Origin of the sequence: Shewanella sp. NFH-SH190041, from assembly GCF_024363255.1 — a bacterium.
Taxonomy (GTDB): Bacteria; Pseudomonadota; Gammaproteobacteria; order Enterobacterales; family Shewanellaceae; genus Shewanella.
In genome coordinates this window covers 1,623,057-1,641,611 of sequence record NZ_AP026070.1, presented here as the reverse complement: position 1 = coordinate 1,641,611, position 18,555 = coordinate 1,623,057, and the positions used below count along the sequence as shown (strand labels likewise).

The window sequence follows — 18,555 nt, the reverse complement described above, 5'->3', positions numbered from 1 at the left end:
CATCATCTATAATCACCGGTTATAGTACATGGACTAAATGAAAGCAAACAGGAATAACGAGGTTAATGCATGTTACTGCCTATCAGTGGAAAAAGGCAGAATCATAATAACTATGCTAGTTTATTGATTTAACGATCGATTAATTCGGCCGGCAAGGATGATGCAAAAATTATGATTTTTTATGTGGTGCTGTTTTTAATCGGTGTCTTGCTGATGTTGGTCATCGGTATCAATATTATTCAGCAACAAAAAGAGCGCACCGAAACTTTGCGCCGCAACGAGCTGCTCAAACAGCGGGCCATTATGGACGAAACGGAAAGTATTCTTGCCAACCTGACGGCTATCCCCTGTTCTAATCGGTTAATTTTGGTACTGTATCAGCGCATGAATGATGCCCTCATCAATGCATCTCAAGTCGCAGCAGATAATCAAAAAAGCGAATACCAACGCCGACAAATAAATATCGCCCAGCAAATTACCACACTGGCTCAAAATGATACCCCGCCTCCAGCAATCGAAAGTTTCCGCCTGCCAGATAATGACAAACAAATCTTACAATTAGTGCAATGCCTGAAAAAAATGAAAGCGATTTTACGTATCGAAAGTAATAAAGGACGTATTGAACCTGGGGTATTCAATGAAGAAGAAAAACGCATTGATAATCTGCAATTGAGGATCAATGTTGAATCTATGCTCAGCCGCGCACGCAGTGCGTGTGAAATGAAACAATATGGCAGCGCTAAACAAATGGTTACCAAGGCATTAGCCACCCTCAATGCCATCAAGCGTCAAACCCCAAAAGATCCTTTTATCGTCAAAAAAGTTGATGATGCCAAAAAGCTGCTGGATATCATTATGGGGGATCAGAAAACCCAAGCGCCACCACAGCCTATGCCTGAGCCAGAAAAACAAAATGATGAGTTAGATATATTATTCCAACAAAAACGTAAGTGGTAAGCCGACCCGATTGAGTTAATAAAAAAACCCGCCTTAGCGGGTTTTTTTATGCGTATTACAACGACAAGCGTATCAGTTTAATATCAAAACTGAACAGCAGTACTTACTTAGCCGCTGCTTTCTTGACGGCAGTTTTCTTTTTCGCTGGCTCTTCAACCTGCCATTTACCGTCAACAAATTTTGCAACCCAACCGGTCGCCTTACCATTGACTTCACTAGCAACATATTGCTCTTTGGTTTTACGGCTGAATTTAACTACAGTCGAGTTGCCTTCATTATCTCGAGCTGGTGCATCTGCCAAATACTGATACTTAGGCCACAGCAACTCTCGATATGTCACGAGCTCTTCAATCAATGGTGCACGGGTTTCCCGAGATTTAGGGAAAGTGCTCGCCGCTAAGAAAATACCCGCTGCCCCATCACGCAACACAAAGTAGGCATCTGATTTAGTACACTTAAGCTCTGGCAGATGGATTGGGTCTTCTTTTGGTGGTGCAACCTCACCATTTTTCAGCAATTTGCGGGTATTTTTACACTCGCTGTTAGTACAGCCGAAATATTTACCAAAACGGCCATTTTTCAGCTCCATATCTGCTCCACAGCGGTCACATTCAATCACTGGGCCCTCATAGCCCTTGATCTTGAAGTGTCCCTGTTCAACCTCATAACCCGGGCAGCTAGGGTTGTTACCGCAGACGTGCAATTTACGACTCTCATCAATCAGATAAGAATCCATTGCGGTACCACAGATAGCACAGCGGTGTTTCGCCCGCAGAGCCTCCATTTCAGCATCTTCGCTAAGCTGGCTAACAGCCTCTTCACCCGGCGTCAGATTCATGGTGGTTTTACAGCGCTCTTTAGGTGGTAGCGCATAACCACTACACCCTAAGAATACCCCAGTGGTACCGGTACGGATCCCCATCGGGCGACCGCAGGTCGGGCATGGAATATCTGTCAGCACCATTTCGTTTGGTTGCATACCGCCTTCATCTGGTGCAGCTTCCGCTTTTGCCAGTTGCCCAACAAAATCTTCATAGAAGCCATCCAACACTTTCTGCCAAGCCTTATTCCCCTTGGCAACATCATCCAGTGTTTGTTCCATACCGGCGGTAAAATCATAACTCATCAGCTCATGGAAAGATCCCACCAGCCGCTCACTCACAATTTCCCCCATCTTCTCGGCATAGAAGCGGCGGTTTTCCACTTTCACATATCCCCGATCCTGAATGGTAGAGATAATAGTGGCGTAAGTGGATGGGCGCCCAATTCCACGTTTTTCCAACTCTTTTACCAAAGAAGCTTCACTGTAGCGAGCCGGTGGCTTAGTAAAGTGCTGTTTTGGATCAAGGCCTTTCAGGCTCAGACTATCTCCGGCCTCAACCACAGGCAGAGTATTATCTTCTTCATTTTTCTTTTTCAGGGCTGGCTGCACTCGGGTCCAACCATCAAATCTCAGAGTGCGGCCACTGGCTTTCAGGGTATAGTCCCCTGCCGCCACAGTCAGTCTGGTGGCATCATACCGAGCAGGCGTCATCTGACAAGCCACAAACTGACGCCAGATCAACTCATACAGCCGCTGAGCATCGCGCTCCATATCATTCAGGAATGCAGCTTCCAGTTTGACATTGGAAGGACGGATAGCCTCGTGCGCTTCCTGTGCACCTTCCTTACTGCCATAGCGCACTGCATCTTTGGGCAGATAAGCATCACCAAAATCTTTACCAATCAGTTCCCGAACACTGTCTAAAGCTTCTTGACTTAAATTGGTAGAGTCAGTACGCATGTAAGTGATATGACCCGCCTCATACAGTCGCTGAGCCAACATCATGGTCTTTTTCACCCCAAAGCCAAGACGAGTACTAGCAGCCTGCTGCAGTGTTGAGGTAATAAAAGGAGCGCTGGGTTTACTCTGGGTCGCTTTATCTTCCCGGTCCAGTACCTTAAAGCTGGCACTGCTCAGAGCCGAAACAGCAACCTGCGCTTCAGCTTCATTTTTTGGCTCAAACGCCTTACCTGCGAATTTGGTCACTTCCATTCGCAGTGGAGCCTGAGTTCCGGTCAGCAGATCAGCATGCACATCCCAAAATTCTTCTGGAATAAAAGCCTTAATTTCCCCTTCGCGCTCCACAACCAAACGCACAGCCACAGACTGTACCCGGCCGGCAGAAAGGCCACGCGCTACCTTTTTCCACAATAGAGGTGAAACCATAAAGCCCACCACCCGATCGAGAAAACGACGAGCCTGCTGAGCATTCACCATATTGGTATCTAGCTGAGACGGATGGCTAAAAGCTTCCTGAATAGCGGTTTTGGTGATCTCATTAAACACCACGCGCTGATACCGTGAAGGATCGCCACCAATAACCTGCTGCAAATGCCAGGCAATGGCTTCCCCCTCACGGTCCAAATCCGTTGCCAGATAAATCTGATCAGCAGAGTCAGCCAGGGTTTGTAATTCTTTTACCACCTTCTCTTTCCCGGGGAGAATTTGATAGTTGGCTTGCCAACCATGTTCGGGATCAACTCCCATCCGGGCAACAAGCGCCTGCTTGTCTTTTTGCTTTTTATATTCAGCTTTCTCTTCAGCAGACATCTTACGAACTTCTGCTGCAGATTTAGCGGGCGTTTTACCTTCTGAGGAAGAGGAGGTTGGCAGATCACGGATGTGACCCACACTGGATTTAACAATAAAATCTTTGCCAAGGTATTTATTGATTGTCTTGGCTTTGGCCGGCGATTCGACAATAACTAGCGATTTACCCATAGTTTGATTTGCGCCAAAAAGTCTCTAGAAGGTGGAAATTGGCACCATATATAGAGGGTTGTCCCAAGACTTTCAAGTCCATCCCCTGTTTATGTGCACCAGCGAGTCACTTTTTAATCAATGATGAAAAAAATGTAAAAAATAATCTTGCGTAATTAAAAACTATTATTTCAGGATTTACCACAGATTGAATAATAGTTATGCAATTACGGTCAAAAGTGCAACCCTGTTATCCCCATGCCTGATTTGTACCAAGCGGCACCTGCAGTATACTGGCGAAAATTAACCCCTAGTCTAAATGGGTTTAACGCACAATTTTCATGTCGCAGTTTAAGGAAAGACAATGACATATAGAGAAGCCAATTTTGATGGTTTAGTCGGCCCGACCCACAACTATGCCGGGTTATCATTCGGCAATGTTGCTTCACAGCAACATGCGGCCCAACCATCAAATCCTAAAGCCGCCGCTCAGCAAGGACTGGCAAAAGCCAAACTACTGGCTGATATGGGATTCACCCAAGGCATACTCCCCCCCCACGACCGCCCAGATATAACCACCCTGCGTCGTATTGGTTTCAGTGGTAGCGACAATATGGTGCTACAACAAGTTGCCCATGATGCTCCCACATTACTTAACAGCTGCAGCAGCGCATCCTGTATGTGGACGGCTAATGCCGCAACCGTTTCCCCCAGTGCCGACACACTCGATGGTAAAGTTCACTTTACACCCGCTAACTTGGTCGATCGATTACACCGCAGTATTGAACCAGCCCAGACCGGTAGGATCCTTAAAGCCATTTTTGCCGATAAGCAATTTTTTACTCATCATCAACATCTACCAGAACACAGCTTTTTTGGTGATGAAGGCGCGGCAAACCATACCCGCCTGTGCCACCATTACGGTGAAACTGGGGTAGAACTCTTTGTCTACGGCAAACAAGCTAACCAAAGCCATACTGTGCCCAGCCACTACCCGGCGAGACAAACATTGGAGGCTTGCCAAGCTGTCGCCAGATTGCACGGCCTAACACAAGATAACACTTTGTTTATGCAGCAAAATCCAACGGTGATTGATCAAGGAGTCTTTCACAATGATGTGATTGCCGTGGGCAACCAAAATGTGCTGTTTTATCACCAACAAGCCTTTGCAAATCAACAGGCAGATTTGCAAAAACTACAAGAAAAAATGCACGGACAGCTGCATTTAATCGAAGTTCCCCAAGATGCAATATCAGTCAACGATGCCATCAGTACTTATTTGTTCAATACCCAACTACTCACCCTCAGCGATAACAACATGGTGCTGATAGCACCGACCAACTGCGAGCAACATGCTGGGGTAAAAGCCTATCTCGATCATCTATTGCAACTCGATACCCCTATTCGGGCTGTACAGTATGTGGATGTGAAACAAAGCATGCAAAATGGTGGTGGACCGGCTTGTCTACGTTTAAGAGTAGAGCTGAGTGAACAAGAGCTAGCGGCGGTAAATCCTGGAGCACTGTTAACCACAGAGCGTTATCACACTCTGATGCAATGGATTGACCGCCACTACCGTGACCGTTTAACGGTTGCAGATCTTGCCGATCCCCAATTGCTTATCGAATCCCGCACCGCTCTGGATGAGCTCAGCCAAATTATGCAACTGGGTAATATCTACCCATTCCAGCAAAACTGAATCGTCTTCTAGTACCAACAAAACAGAATACGTGATTTATACGGTATATATTGTCCCAATGGCACACAGTTAAGCTAGTCCCACACATTCGAAGGGTTACCAAGAATTGAATGCAATTTTTAGTAGCCCTTATCTAGCCTTAATCTTATTTAATGCAAACTGCATCATAGATAATTAAGTTAAAAATATTATTATCTATTAGTTTGACGAACCAGCAATATCAGTTAGATATTTACTTTTGAAACACCTAATTGATATATAACGAAATTTAAATTCATTTTTAATGCTTAACATTTCACAATTGCTAAAATAATGACCACATTAGTCAATGTAAATAAATTTTTCATCCCCCCATAGGCGATTTTGTAGCAGTAACAGACTCAAAACGTCACATATATATTAAGCCATTTTCATATAACGGCTTTCTTGTTAGTCTCTAATTGTCTACAAAATAAAAATATTGAACAGGATGTACTATGAAGACGTCTGAACAAAGCAAGTTTGGCCTGACCAGCAAAATTCTGGCCGGAATGGCTGGCGGAATTATTCTTGGCTTACTGCTACGAAATCTCTTTCCCGCCAGTGAATTTATCCAGGAATACATCACTGAAGGGGTATTACATGTTATTGGCACCATTTTTATTGCCAGCTTAAAAATGCTGGTCGTGCCATTAGTCTTTGTCTCTTTAGTTTGCGGTACCTGCTCCTTAAGCGAGCCGACAAAACTGGGGCGGCTGGGCGGAAAAACCCTGGCATTTTATCTATTTACTACAGCCATCGCCTTGACGGTCGCGATTTTAGCTGCCGTGATTGTCCATCCTGGTAATGCCACCTTAGTGGCGGAAAATATGAGCTTCAGTGCCAAAGAGGCACCGAGTCTTGCCAGTGTGCTAATCAATATTGTGCCAACCAACCCACTGCAGGCGATGACGGAAGGCAATATGCTGCAAATCATTATTTTCGCAGTTATCTTCGGTTTTGCCATCGCTCACATTGGCGATCGCGGTAAGCGGGTTGCTGCCCTGTTTGAAGATCTCAACGAAGTCATTATGCGAGTCGTCACCCTAGTGATGCAGCTAGCTCCTTACGGGGTCTTTGCCCTAATGGCCAAGCTTGCTTTGACGCTAGGGCTAGAAACCTTCGGCAGCGTCGTAAAATACTTCTTCTTGGTGCTCGCCGTACTGTTACTGCATGCCTTTATTGTGTATCCCACCCTGTTAAAGCTATTTTCCGGCCTTAGCCCTTTCACCTTTATTCGCAAAATGCGTGATGTGCAGCTATTTGCCTTTAGTACTGCCAGCTCCAATGCAACCTTACCTGTCACCATTGAAACCGCTGAGCATAGACTGGGAGCGGATAATAAGATTGCCTCCTTTACGCTGCCATTGGGAGCCACCATCAATATGGACGGTACGGCTATTATGCAGGGGGTTGCGACGGTATTTATCGCCCAAGTCTTTGGTATCGAGCTGTCAATTACTGATTTTATTACCGTGGTCATCACCGCCACCTTAGCCTCTATCGGGACAGCTGGTGTCCCTGGGGTTGGTCTGATTATGCTGGCAATGGTGCTAAATCAAGTCGGTCTGCCGGTAGAAGGCATTGCACTGATCATTGGCGTCGACAGATTACTGGATATGGTGCGCACGGCTGTCAATGTCACAGGTGACACAGTTGCAACCCTGGTGATTGCCAAGTCGGAAGGAGAGTTTAACGAAAATGTCTTTACTGATCCTAAAGCGGGGAAAACCAGCGGCAGCTTTGATAAAGAGGTGCACAGAGGGCAATAGCCTAATCTGATGCGGTATCAGTAAAAAGGCGCCCATCGGCGCCTTTTGTATTGCAATCTTAATATCCAGCAAACATGGGATTATCTTTCCCAGTAGCTCTCTTCCAAGCTGTCTTCACGCTCAGGCAGCCCACGGGACAAACGCGGACTGTGCTGAGCTAGCACCGCATAAGCAACCCGGTTAGCATATTTACAAATCTGTGAAAATGAGGAGTAACACAGGCCATCACGCTTATGTTTACTTGACCCTGGCACATTGGCCTTATGGAAAGTATTGGCCGACAAATCATGCAGCAGCGCAGACAGCGCACCATCACCAGCACCATTGGTATTACGGATCCGCTCTGGGCCCCCCATATAAGGAGAAATATGGGCATACACCTTAATGGGCTGCTCACAGTCAATCTTCAGCTTCGGACGGGAGAATTCGTAACGATTAAATTCTGGAATAGCACCAGGCAGCAACGGATGAACTGTAGTGCGTTTTTCGCTCTCATCAGTATAACCTGCAGTGTATAGCCCAACAGGACCTGCCGTTAACAGGATCATATCGCACCACTCCAACGCAGCCTGACAAGCTAACAATGGATCTTTATGACCAGTCAAGGCTTCGGCTTCATCTTCGTTCATGGCCAGAATCGTCACATGCTCACGAATAAAGTCTTGCCACCAGATAGGATCTTCCGCGATCAGGAAGCGAGTTCCCAAGGTCAGTACCACAGGCACTTCTGCTTCTTTGGCATAATTGATAGCCGTCATGGCCGCATCAGTAATACCATCGCCATCGCTGGCGCGCATCAGATAAGCGGTCAACACCAACGCTGAGCCACCTTGGACCACATCCCGATCAATGTATTCCGGAGTCAGCTTATCCATAAAGCCTTTACTGATGGCAAAGGTGCGTTCACCACAGTCAGAAATCAAGGTAAAACAACGACCAATCGGGCCATCGACTGGCTGCAGGAAGTTCAAATCCACCTTGGATGAGGTGTGACACAGATAACGGTATGAATAGCTACCAACTTCAATATTTTTGGACATCACGCCAAACAATACCGATCTGTCATCAGCCAGAATGGAATAGTTGTGCACTGTGTTACCAATGGTACCACCGGCAAACTCATCACTGATAAGCTCTCGTTGCTGCAATTCCTGATACAGGGCATGGGCCTGTTTATCATCGATCAATGTCGAGTTACCTTTGGGCAGGCCGTAACGCGCCAGCAACTCATCTTCAACTTTGGCTTCAATATCAACCAGAGTTTGATCAATACCACTGATATAAGTAGAAAAAGGCTCTGGCAGCTGGGTCAGCTGAGCCAACAGGGGATCACGTTTTTTAACGGGGAAATAATGCTTTGATTTGCGCTGACCGGGAAACTTCATAAATGGTTCTCTATTGCTGGCATCCCTGCATAGCGGATAGCGACAAGCCCCTGCCGCCACCTGAAACTGTTAGTTTAGGCCAGAGATGCACACGTGACAGCCCTAAAACTGCCGACATTTTACTCTGGCGAAGTGGCGGAAGATTCTACCACAAAAATGATGCGGCACCAGTCATCAAGTCCCGCCATGGGGCTAACCTACCGATAAACAGCGTGTTTGCCCACAAATTCAACAAAACACCTTGATCATATCAATCCCGAGAGCACAACAAGAATGTTAAATAACACTCTTTCGCCCCCAGATTGTGTTGTTATAGCGCCGCAATATCATCATCAATTGCATCTGTACTCGACGGGCTGACATGGCTCTTATAGGAACAATTTTCTCTATGCTTGATATTCGATAACGCAATTACCGCTAAAACAGATACAAAAAAAGCCTGCATTAGCAGGCCTTTTACATGTCGGCGCGAATTATTTCAGCGCTTCAACCACGGCAGCAGTCACATCGGCAACAGATTGTGTACCATCGAACTTGCTGTAACGGGTAGTACCCTTATCAGCCATCTTGCCATAGTAATCAACCAGTGGCTTAGTCTGCTCATGGTAGATATCCAGACGCTTACGCACAGTGGTTTCTTCATCATCAGGGCGGATCACCAGCTCTTCACCGGTTACATCATCCACACCTTCAGTTTTTGGTGGATTGAATACCACATGATAAGTACGACCTGAACCTGGGTGAACCCGGCGGCCGCTCATGCGCTTCACGATCTCTTCATCCGGTACATCGATTTCAATCACGTGATCGATATCGATACCGTTAGCAACCATAGCATCAGCCTGAGGAATGGTGCGTGGGAAACCATCCAGCAGGAAACCTTTGGCGCAATCGTCCTGGGCAATACGCTCTTTTACCAGACCGATGATCAGATCATCGGAAACCAGTTGACCGGCGTCCATCACTTTTTTGGCTTCCAGACCTAACTCAGTACCCGCTTTTACTGCGGCACGCAGCATATCGCCGGTTGAGATCTGTGGAATACCAAAGTGCTCCATAATAAATTGAGCCTGAGTACCTTTACCGGCACCCGGGGCGCCCAATAGGATAATGCGCATTTCAGAAATCCTCTTGTTTCGCATTGCTTTGTCATCAGGTCGGCGATCTTCGCATATCTGGCCGAGTTAGAGAAGGTTTTTTCCATCAGCCATAAGCCTCTCGTCGCATGTCACCACCTGATAACCTCAACTTAAGCATAAACTCAATACAACAGAGAATAGAGCCGACGGCGGAATTGATTAGCCAATACACTGCCTTGCCCCATGGCGGTCAGCAATTCAAGAAAAGCTTGTTTCACATCACCATTACCAGCACTCAAATCCCGACGTAGCAATTCAAACAGTAGCTCAAGGGCTTCTTCATCGCGATGGGCCTGATTGAGGGCTTTTGCCAACGCAATGCGCACCGCTATATCATCGGGATTTGCTGCAAATTTTTCCTGTAGATCACGGATCTCCGGCGTATCCGCCGCTTCTTCAGCCAAATGCAATTTGGCCATCAGATTTTGATAAAAACTATCTTGTCCGGCCAAACCAACCGTCGCCAGCATGGCTTTAGCCGCAGGCAAATCATGACTTTGCAAATAGGCATCAGCCAATGCCAGCGCAATATCATCGCTGTGGTGCTCAGCCTGAGCCTGCAGCAACAAACTGATCGCTTCAGCCAGTGCCGCCTGATCCGGCTCCGCGGCTAAAATTTCCCGGGCTGCATCCAATTTCAACTGCCAAGCCGGAGGCAAATGCTTTTCCAGCATGGCGGATAAGGCAGCAGCTTCCTGAGGACCGGCTAACCCATCAACTGGCTGACCTTTGCTCAACACTAAAATCGTTGGCAATGCCTGAATACGGAAATAAGAGGCAATCTCCATCTCCGTTTCACAATTGACTCGAGCCAGAATAAAACGGCCCTGATTTAACTGTTCTAGTTGACGAACCGTATCCAGACTGTCAGCTTGCTGCTGTGCCCAAAATGCCAGTACCACGACTTGCTCCATGCTGGCATTGACCACGTCCTGAATATTTTGCTTGGTTAAATCCAGAATATTTTCCATAACAACCCTTTATATAAAAAGCGGGACTATCAGCCCCGCTTTTTCCTGATTATTTCAGTCCAGCAACCAACATTTGGTTCATCAATTTAATGAAGCTGGATGGATCGGTCAGACTGCCTTTTTCCGACAACAACGCCTGCTGCAGGATCAAATTAGCCCAATCGGCAAAGGCTTGCTCATCCTGCTCATCATTCAATCGCTGCACCAGCGGATGATGTGGATTAACCTCAAATACCGGTTTAGACTCAGGTACTACCTGACCGGCTGCCTGCATCAGTTTGATCATCTGAGCGGACATTTCACCTTCCTGCGTCACCACACAAGCTGGAGTATCAGTCAAACGCGTTGTCACTTTGACTTCTTTTACCTTATCGCCTAATGCAGCTTGGAAACGCTCAACCAGTGATGCTGAATCTTTAGCCAGTTTTTCCTGCTCTTCTTTCTCAGCAGCATCTTCCAACTCACCCAGATCCAGATCGCCCTGGTTAACACTGTGCAGCTGTTTACCTTGGTATTCAGTCAGGTGATTAACCAGCCATTCATCAATCCGCTCGCTCATCAGCAGCACTTCCACACCTTTCTTGCGCAGTAATTCAAGGTATGGACTGTTAACCGCAGCAGCATAGCTGTCGGCAACCAGATAATAGATATGTTTCTGGCCTTCTTTCATCCGGCTGATGTAATCATCCAGAGAAACATTTTCCACCGCAGAATCATTATGGGTGGAGGCAAAGCGCAGCAAACCGGCAACCCGTTCTTTATTGGCAAAATCCTCCGCAGGGCCTTCTTTCAGCACCAAACCGAATTCAGTCCAGAACTGCTGATATTTTTCCGCATCATCTTTAGCCAATTTTTCCAACATACCCAGTACCCGCTTGGTCAGTGCGCTACGCAGATTACGGGTAACCTTGTTGTCCTGCAAAATTTCACGGGACACGTTCAGTGGCAGATCATTGGAATCGATAAGTCCTTGGACAAATCGCAGATAAGAAGGCATAAACTGCTCTGCGTCATCCATGATAAACACGCGCTGCACAAAGAGCTTCAGACCATGTTTACGGTCACGGTTCCACATATCCCATGGCGCTTTGGCTGGGATATACAGCAAGCTGGTATATTCCTGCTTACCTTCTACCTTGTTATGGCTCCAGATCAGCGGATCAGCAAAATCATGGGAAATATGCTTGTAGAATTCTTGGTATTCTTCATCACTGACCTCTGATTTAGCCCGCATCCACAGGGCTGTCGCCTTGTTCATCACCTGCCAGTGACCTTCAGTGGCAGGGATTTTCTCGCCATCTGGGCCATCCTGCTCTTCAGCGCCTTCTTCCCACATTTCAACCGGAATCGAGATATGGTCTGAGTATTTAGTGATAATGGAGCGCAGACGCCAATCATCGGCAAATTCTTTTTCATCATCCCGCAGATGCAGGGTAATTTCAGTACCACGGCTGGTTTTGGTGATATCTTCCACCGTGAAGTTACCTTCACCTTCAGATTCCCATTTAACCCCTTCATCAGGCGCATGGCCGGCAGCACGGGTACGAACAGTCACCTTATCCGCGACAATAAATGCAGAATAAAAGCCAACCCCAAACTGACCGATCAACTGAGAGTCTTTTGATGCGTCGCCGGATAAATTTTTGAAAAATTCAGCGGTACCGGATTTAGCAATGGTCCCCAAGTGCTCAATCACCCCTTCACGGGTCATACCAATGCCGTTATCACTGATGGTGATGGTGCCTTTTTCTTTATCTGTGGTGATACGAACCCGCAGCTCGCCATCACCTTCATACAGGGCATCATTGGTCAGCGCCATATAACGCAGTTTATCGGCCGCATCTGCCGCGTTAGAGACCAGCTCGCGCAGGAAGATTTCTTTGTTGGAATACAAAGAGTGGATCATCAAATGCAGCAGTTGCTTAACTTCGGTTTGAAAACCATGAGTTTCCTGATGTGACATGAATTTTTTCCTTGTTTTGACACAATGAATCTAGCTTGCTAACAAAGATGGGGACAAGGATGGGTTTTTCAAGGGGGAATTTTTATTTTGCGTATCAATTGCATAAAAAAAACCAGGCTAAGCCTGGGTTTTTTATATCAAAGGGACTGTCGACCATTAAACGCCAGCGCCAGCGTGGTGCTGTCTACATATTCCAGCTCACCACCCACAGGCACCCCATGGGCAATACGGCTAATGTTAACTTGGTACCGCCGCGCAATATCAGCAATATAGTGAGCAGTCGCATCACCTTCCACAGTCGGATTCGTTGCCAGAATCAATTCACTGACATCCCCGCCAGCTAATTGCTCTTCCAATAGCGCCAGCCCTAACTCATCAGGCCCAACACCATCGAGCGGTGACAGATGACCAAGCAACACAAAATATCGGCCGAAGAAATGCCCTCCAGCCTCAATAGCCAAAACATCTGCCGGTGTTTCCACCACACAGATCACATCAGAGTGACCCCGTTTAGCACTGGCACAGATAGGACAAAGACTCTGCTCGGTAAAGGTACGACAACGCTGACAATGCCCAACCTCGCTCATCGCTCGGGCCATTACATCGGCCAAGGCTTTACCAGCAGGACGACCACGCTCCAACAATTGAAACGCCATGCGCTGAGCCGATTTAGGCCCGACGCCAGGCAAGACTCGCAATGATTGGATCAGCTCATCAACCAGCGGAGAAAACTTCATCTATCCGCCTGCTTAGAATGGCATTTTCATACCAGGTGGCAATTGCATGCCGCCGGTTACTTCAGCCATTTTAGTTTTCTGGTTTTCTTCAATACGACGCGCAGCATCATTACAGGCTGCGGCGATCAAATCTTCAAGCATCTCTTTATCGTCTTCTAGCAGGCTAGGATCGATTTCCACTTTACGTACATTATGTGTACCTGTCATGGTCACTTTCACCAGACCAGCACCGGCTTCACCGGTCATTTCCATGCGGGCAATTTCTTCCTGCATCCGGGCCATTTTTTCTTGCATCATCTGGGCCTGCTTCATCAGGTTACCCATTCCGCCTTTTCCAAACATAATGTCACTTCTCTATATATTTCAGGTTGCTGACAACCGTTAAAAGTTGGCTAATCTTACTCAATTGAACCAGATTAGCAATGTTACGAGTTTACCCTTCCGAGCCCGATTCCGTTTTCATCTCATCCACGGCTGGCAACGCCGGAATTTGTTGACTACGTTGACTTAGCAGCTCCGGCGGATAGGCAATGGTATCGTCATCTAACTGGGCACCCATCACTTGGTGCAGCCACCGGATATTGTCATCGTTATACAGCTGAGCCTTAGCTTGCTGCAGTAATTCATGATGGAAGCGAGTACGCACTTCCCGGGGTGTTTCTCGCTGTGAGTCCATACCCACAGCCATCTCAACACGAATAGCATGTCCTAATGCTTCGACTAAAGCATCCTGCAACTGCGCAACTGCAGCCGCCGCGGCTAAGTGTTTCTGATCTGGTTTTAACAATAAAACTATTTCATCGCCCCACTGCTGACAGACAGAATTCACGGCTAATTGCCGCACCCGCCCGCCAATTTTCAAGGCTGCCATCAGCTTATACCAGTGCAAATCTAAGCTGTGTCCCGTGATAGCCACTGATGATGCCAACGTTGGGAAGGCCTCTGCATTGACTTCCACTTTATCGCTTTGTTGCAAAGCTCGGGGTTCACCGGGGGCATTACTGCCAAGTTCAAGATTAGCAACTGGTGCAGATTTTACGCTGTCTATCGGCTTGCTTTGCTGCTTCAAGACTGAGCTAACATTGGCAGATTTTGATGCCTTTTCAACCATGACTGCCTGAGAAGGCGCTTCCCACGGTGGTCGGTCAGCATCAGAACCATCACGCTCTGATGCGGCAGCACGCTGTTCACTTATGGCATCATTGCTACTGGTTAAGTCACTCTGCGCGGTATAAGCGGCATAATCATCTGCCGACATATCCATCGACGATGGTGCTGATGTGGCGGCCAAATAATCCAAGTAACCATCATCGTCCCCATCAGAAAAATCCATTGACGCTGACGAGGCAATGTCACTCTGATTAGCTGACTGATTATTATCAACTGGTATAGACGTTTGTTGTGACGCAGCTTCTTCAGACACAATTTTGTCTAATGTATTTTCGGCAGTATTGACTAAATCAACCGAACTAACCTCAACATCTTCGGTAGATAAAGGCACACCTGGCACGACAGTTTCTGACTCAGTTGCAGTTGATGCTTCAGCATCACAAACATCCTTTTGTGTAACCGATGTGTTCTGCTCTTGAATCCTACTGGCAGGTGCCTTAAATACCAGCTCCTCTTCAGCAGGTTCATTACTGCTAATACCGGCTAGTAGCGAACTGCGCGCAGCCAAAACAGCATCCAACAAATCATCATCAAAAGGCGCAACCTCGGCTTGATGTTGCCAAGGTACAGCAGCCTGAGGCTGAGATGTTGGCTCAAATTGCAGCCCACTTAAATCCGGTAAGCTAGACTCATCAACCACTTGGCTATCAGCATACTGCTGGTACATTACCAACTCATCGGTCAGCTCATTGCCTGCAACGTCTGAGGAAACAGCATCAGACGCTTGAACTTGCTCTAATTGCGCTGACGGTTCAGCCTGATGATTATCCGACAACTCAGACTTACTGTTATCACCACTTAACTGATGCATATTCGTCGCAGGTATAGCGGTAGTGTCAGCAATATCCGAGCTAGATGTGAAAGACGTTGCTTGCTCAACCAGATTATCTGTTATCTGGGACTGATATTCTTGCTGCGCAGGAATACACTCATCGGGCAAGGCTGCTATGGTACTTTGATAGCCCATCGACTGCGCTTGGCTGAGCAGTAACGCTTGCTCAGCAGCCATCGCATCCACATCCAACTCATCAGCCACATCAACAGATACCGCACTATCAGATGATATTGCTTCACTGCTAACTGCTTCAGGCACTTCACCATATGTCGTATCGCGGGCTTCATCTGTAACGGTATTCGCCACGACTGAAGCAACTTCCACAGAGGGTACCGATACATTCAATGCCGCTGATGCTAATGCATCAGTACAGGCAAGCTCGGGCGTCAAAGCATCAGGAGATGAAGTGTCGGGCATAACTGTGACACCGTCATCAATCGCCACATCTTCTGGTATCGCAGTGTCAATGTTCCTAGCGGTAGATGATGGCTTAACTGGCTCAGTATCGACTGACGCTATAGTGTTACTTAGCTGAGGATGTGATGCTGATGGTGCCATTTTAGCAACAGTATGCATCGCAGTACCGGTTGTCCCACCGGCAGGCTCAGCCTTTCCCGGCGAAGCAGCCCCCTTGCCATCCCAATGTGTCGCTGGCGGCTCAGGCAGAAATGCCACCGCCCGTAATAGTGCCATTTCCAAACCGGATTTAGGATCTGCTGCATGGGGTAAATCTTTGCGGCCAGTCAACAAAATTTGGTAATACAATTGCACCTGTTCTGGTTTTAGCTGCTGTGCCAAACCAGTGATCTGCTCACTGTACAATGACAACTGCGCCGCCGCTGGCGCGAACTGTGTCAGGGTTATTTGATGCAATAACTCCAACAAACTGCGTAACACCTCATCGGCATCCGCCCCAAAACTGAGCGCCTGAGCCGTTAACTGCATGAGATTAGCAATATCCCCGGTTAACAGCGCATTCAGCAATACCAAAACCTGTTGTTCATCGATACTGCCCAGCATTGTCTGCACTTGCTCATGCATAACCTGACCAGCTCCGAATGCAATGGCCTGATCGGTTAAACTCAGCGCATCACGCATCGACCCATTAGCTGCCTTGGCCAATAACGTTAGCGCTGATGCCTCAAAAGGGACTTGCTCAGCACTGAGAACATGATCTAGCTGACCACTGATATCATCCAAACTCAAGCTTTTCAAATTGAACTGCAGACAGCGTGATAACACAGTAACGGGTAATTTCTGCGGGTCTGTGGTTGCCAGCAAGAACTTCACATGTTCAGGTGGCTCTTCGAGGGTTTTGAGCAGTGCATTAAAACTGGAGCGGGACAGCATATGCACTTCATCGATCAAATAGACTTTAAAGCGTCCACGAGTCGGCCGATATTGCACATTATCGAGCAGTTCACGGGTATCATCTACCTTGGTACGTGATGCCGCATCCACTTCAATAAGATCAACAAATCGCCCTTGGGCGATCTCTTTACAGCTGGCACATTGGCCACAGGGATGAGCCGTAACACCAGTCTCACAATTAAGCCCCTTAGCAAACAAACGGGCAAGACTGGTTTTCCCCACCCCGCGGGTGCCGGTAAACAGGTAAGCATGATGCAGACGCTGCTGACTGAGGGCATTGGTCAGTGCGTGCAGTACATGGGATTGACCAACAACCTGATCAAAAGTGGCAGGGCGCCATTTTCTGGCTAACACCTGATATGACATGAAACTCCCCAAAAGTTAATCAGTTTCGGGAGCAAGCTCCTCGTAATCAGGGCACAATAACATGCAATGAAAACACATGCTATAACACGACTACGGGGAGCTTTCGGGGCGCTGAATTATTCGCCGTCAAACTCGCAAAGTTTGAACAGTTCTAGACCCAGTTGCTGCAGACGGACTTCGCCACCCAGCTCAGGCAGAGAGATAACAAATGCACCGTGACTCACTTCACCGCCCAGAGCACGGATCAATTTAACGGTTGCTTCAATGGTGCCACCGGTAGCCAGCAGATCATCAACTACCAACACTTTGTCACCAGCAGAAATCGCATCTTTGTGGATTTCCAGCGTGTCGTGTCCATATTCCAGCTCATAGCTTTCTGCGATGGTTTCACGAGGCAGTTTGCCTGGCTTGCGTACAGGCACAAATCCAACACCCAGTTCTAATGCCAGTGGCGCGCCGAATAAAAAGCCGCGGGCTTCAGTACCCACCACTTTGGTAAAGCCCATATCTTTGTATTGCGCAACCAAGGCTGCAATCGTTGCCTGATAAGCTTTGGCGTCCTCTAACAGGCTGGTGACATCACGGAACATAATGCCCTTTTTAGGGTAATCCGGAATGGTTTTAATGCTTTGCTTGATAAAGGTTAAGCTTTCACTGTTCATAGCCATAATCAAATACTTTATTCGCCAGTTACGGTCCAACCTGTGAAGGAATAACCGGTCGTAAACAACAAAAAAGTCCACCCAAGGTGGACTGCTTATATTCTCTGCTCACTGAAGACTATTTAATCAAACAGTTCCAGAGGGAGGATCTTAATCCGGCTCAAGCTTAAGCCGCTTTGCCTTCCGTTGCAACAACAACCGCTGTCAGATCCGCTAACAATTGTCGCTTTAACTCATCACTAAGAGGCTTTCGCATAAAAAATGCCAATTGCGTCATATCCATTGAAGCAGACACTTCTTGTTCACTCCGGGTACTGAGCATAATGATGGGGGTGTGTTGGTATTGGGGTTTATCTCTCAGTAAACCAACCAGATGCGGACCGTCAATAATCGGCATAAAAAAGCCAGTAATGATAGCGGAATACTGATGTTGTTCACACAGCTGCAGCGCTTGAATACCATTTTCAGCCAATGTGACCTGCCATTCACTCGGGTTCAATAAAAGCTGAAGGTTCTCACGACTGATGGAATTATCATCAACGATAAGGATGCTGTGGGTCATTTCCTTGCCTCTTGCCAAATTGCGCGGCGATCCTAAACGAAATGAACCACAATTTCATGGGGATAATAGAATGAGATGTTTAACCAAGTGTAAACATCAAATTTAATCCATTGATATGAAAAGGATTTAACAAAAATTAACATGCCTATGCACCTCGGTCAGTTTGGGCGTAATATAGAACCATAAATCGCTTCTTGTGGAGGGT

The 18,555-nt window shown here is 47.2% G+C and carries 13 protein-coding genes; 3 read left to right on the top strand and 10 right to left on the bottom strand.

Annotated features, from left to right (window positions below; genetic code table 11):
* The first annotated feature begins 171 nt into the window (after positions 1-171).
* Complete coding sequence (locus tag NFHSH190041_RS07210; RefSeq protein WP_261924577.1) at positions 172-957, top strand: hypothetical protein; 786 nt, start codon at positions 172-174, stop codon at positions 955-957.
* Between the two features lie 103 nt (positions 958-1,060).
* Here NFHSH190041_RS07210 and topA read toward each other — a convergent pair whose 3' ends face one another.
* Positions 1,061-3,721 (bottom strand): type I DNA topoisomerase, encoded by a 2,661-nt coding sequence (gene topA, locus NFHSH190041_RS07205; RefSeq protein ID WP_261924576.1) that lies wholly within the window; start codon positions 3,719-3,721, stop codon positions 1,061-1,063.
* 343 nt (positions 3,722-4,064) lie between these two features.
* Between topA and astB the strand changes: the two genes are divergently transcribed.
* Both astB and NFHSH190041_RS07195 read left to right on the top strand, forming a co-directional pair.
* Positions 4,065-5,399 (top strand): N-succinylarginine dihydrolase, encoded by a 1,335-nt coding sequence (gene astB, locus NFHSH190041_RS07200; RefSeq protein ID WP_261924575.1) that lies wholly within the window; start codon positions 4,065-4,067, stop codon positions 5,397-5,399.
* A 476-nt stretch (positions 5,400-5,875) separates the two neighbouring features.
* Positions 5,876-7,189, top strand: coding sequence for a dicarboxylate/amino acid:cation symporter (locus NFHSH190041_RS07195; RefSeq protein WP_261924574.1), 1,314 nt, complete (start codon positions 5,876-5,878; stop codon positions 7,187-7,189).
* A gap of 80 nt (positions 7,190-7,269) precedes the next feature.
* Here the strand turns inward: NFHSH190041_RS07195 and NFHSH190041_RS07190 are convergent, their stop codons facing one another.
* From NFHSH190041_RS07190 to NFHSH190041_RS07150, 9 genes are all read right to left on the bottom strand, one after another.
* Positions 7,270-8,574, bottom strand: coding sequence for an inosine/guanosine kinase (locus NFHSH190041_RS07190; RefSeq protein ID WP_261924573.1), 1,305 nt, complete (start codon positions 8,572-8,574; stop codon positions 7,270-7,272).
* A gap of 473 nt (positions 8,575-9,047) precedes the next feature.
* Positions 9,048-9,692, bottom strand: coding sequence for an adenylate kinase (adk, locus tag NFHSH190041_RS07185; RefSeq protein WP_261924572.1), 645 nt, complete (start codon positions 9,690-9,692; stop codon positions 9,048-9,050).
* 143 nt (positions 9,693-9,835) lie between these two features.
* The gene (locus tag NFHSH190041_RS07180) at positions 9,836-10,684 is read right to left on the bottom strand and encodes a tetratricopeptide repeat protein (protein ID WP_261924571.1); all 849 of its coding nucleotides are present in this window, start codon (positions 10,682-10,684) and stop codon (positions 9,836-9,838) included.
* A 49-nt stretch (positions 10,685-10,733) separates the two neighbouring features.
* Positions 10,734-12,647, bottom strand: a complete 1,914-nt coding sequence (htpG, locus tag NFHSH190041_RS07175) for a molecular chaperone HtpG (protein WP_261924570.1) — start codon at positions 12,645-12,647, stop codon at positions 10,734-10,736.
* 137 nt (positions 12,648-12,784) lie between these two features.
* The gene (recR, locus tag NFHSH190041_RS07170) at positions 12,785-13,384 is read right to left on the bottom strand and encodes a recombination mediator RecR (protein ID WP_261924569.1); all 600 of its coding nucleotides are present in this window, start codon (positions 13,382-13,384) and stop codon (positions 12,785-12,787) included.
* Positions 13,385-13,396: 12 nt separating this feature from the next.
* Positions 13,397-13,726, bottom strand: a complete 330-nt coding sequence (locus NFHSH190041_RS07165; RefSeq protein ID WP_261924568.1) for a YbaB/EbfC family nucleoid-associated protein — start codon at positions 13,724-13,726, stop codon at positions 13,397-13,399.
* A 91-nt stretch (positions 13,727-13,817) separates the two neighbouring features.
* Entirely contained in the window at positions 13,818-17,126 is a 3,309-nt protein-coding gene (gene dnaX / locus NFHSH190041_RS07160; protein WP_261924567.1) for a DNA polymerase III subunit gamma/tau, read from the bottom strand.
* A gap of 116 nt (positions 17,127-17,242) precedes the next feature.
* Entirely contained in the window at positions 17,243-17,794 is a 552-nt protein-coding gene (gene apt, locus NFHSH190041_RS07155; protein ID WP_261924566.1) for an adenine phosphoribosyltransferase, read from the bottom strand.
* 160 nt (positions 17,795-17,954) lie between these two features.
* The gene (locus NFHSH190041_RS07150) at positions 17,955-18,350 is read right to left on the bottom strand and encodes a PleD family two-component system response regulator (RefSeq protein ID WP_261924565.1); all 396 of its coding nucleotides are present in this window, start codon (positions 18,348-18,350) and stop codon (positions 17,955-17,957) included.
* Positions 18,351-18,555 lie beyond the last annotated feature (205 nt).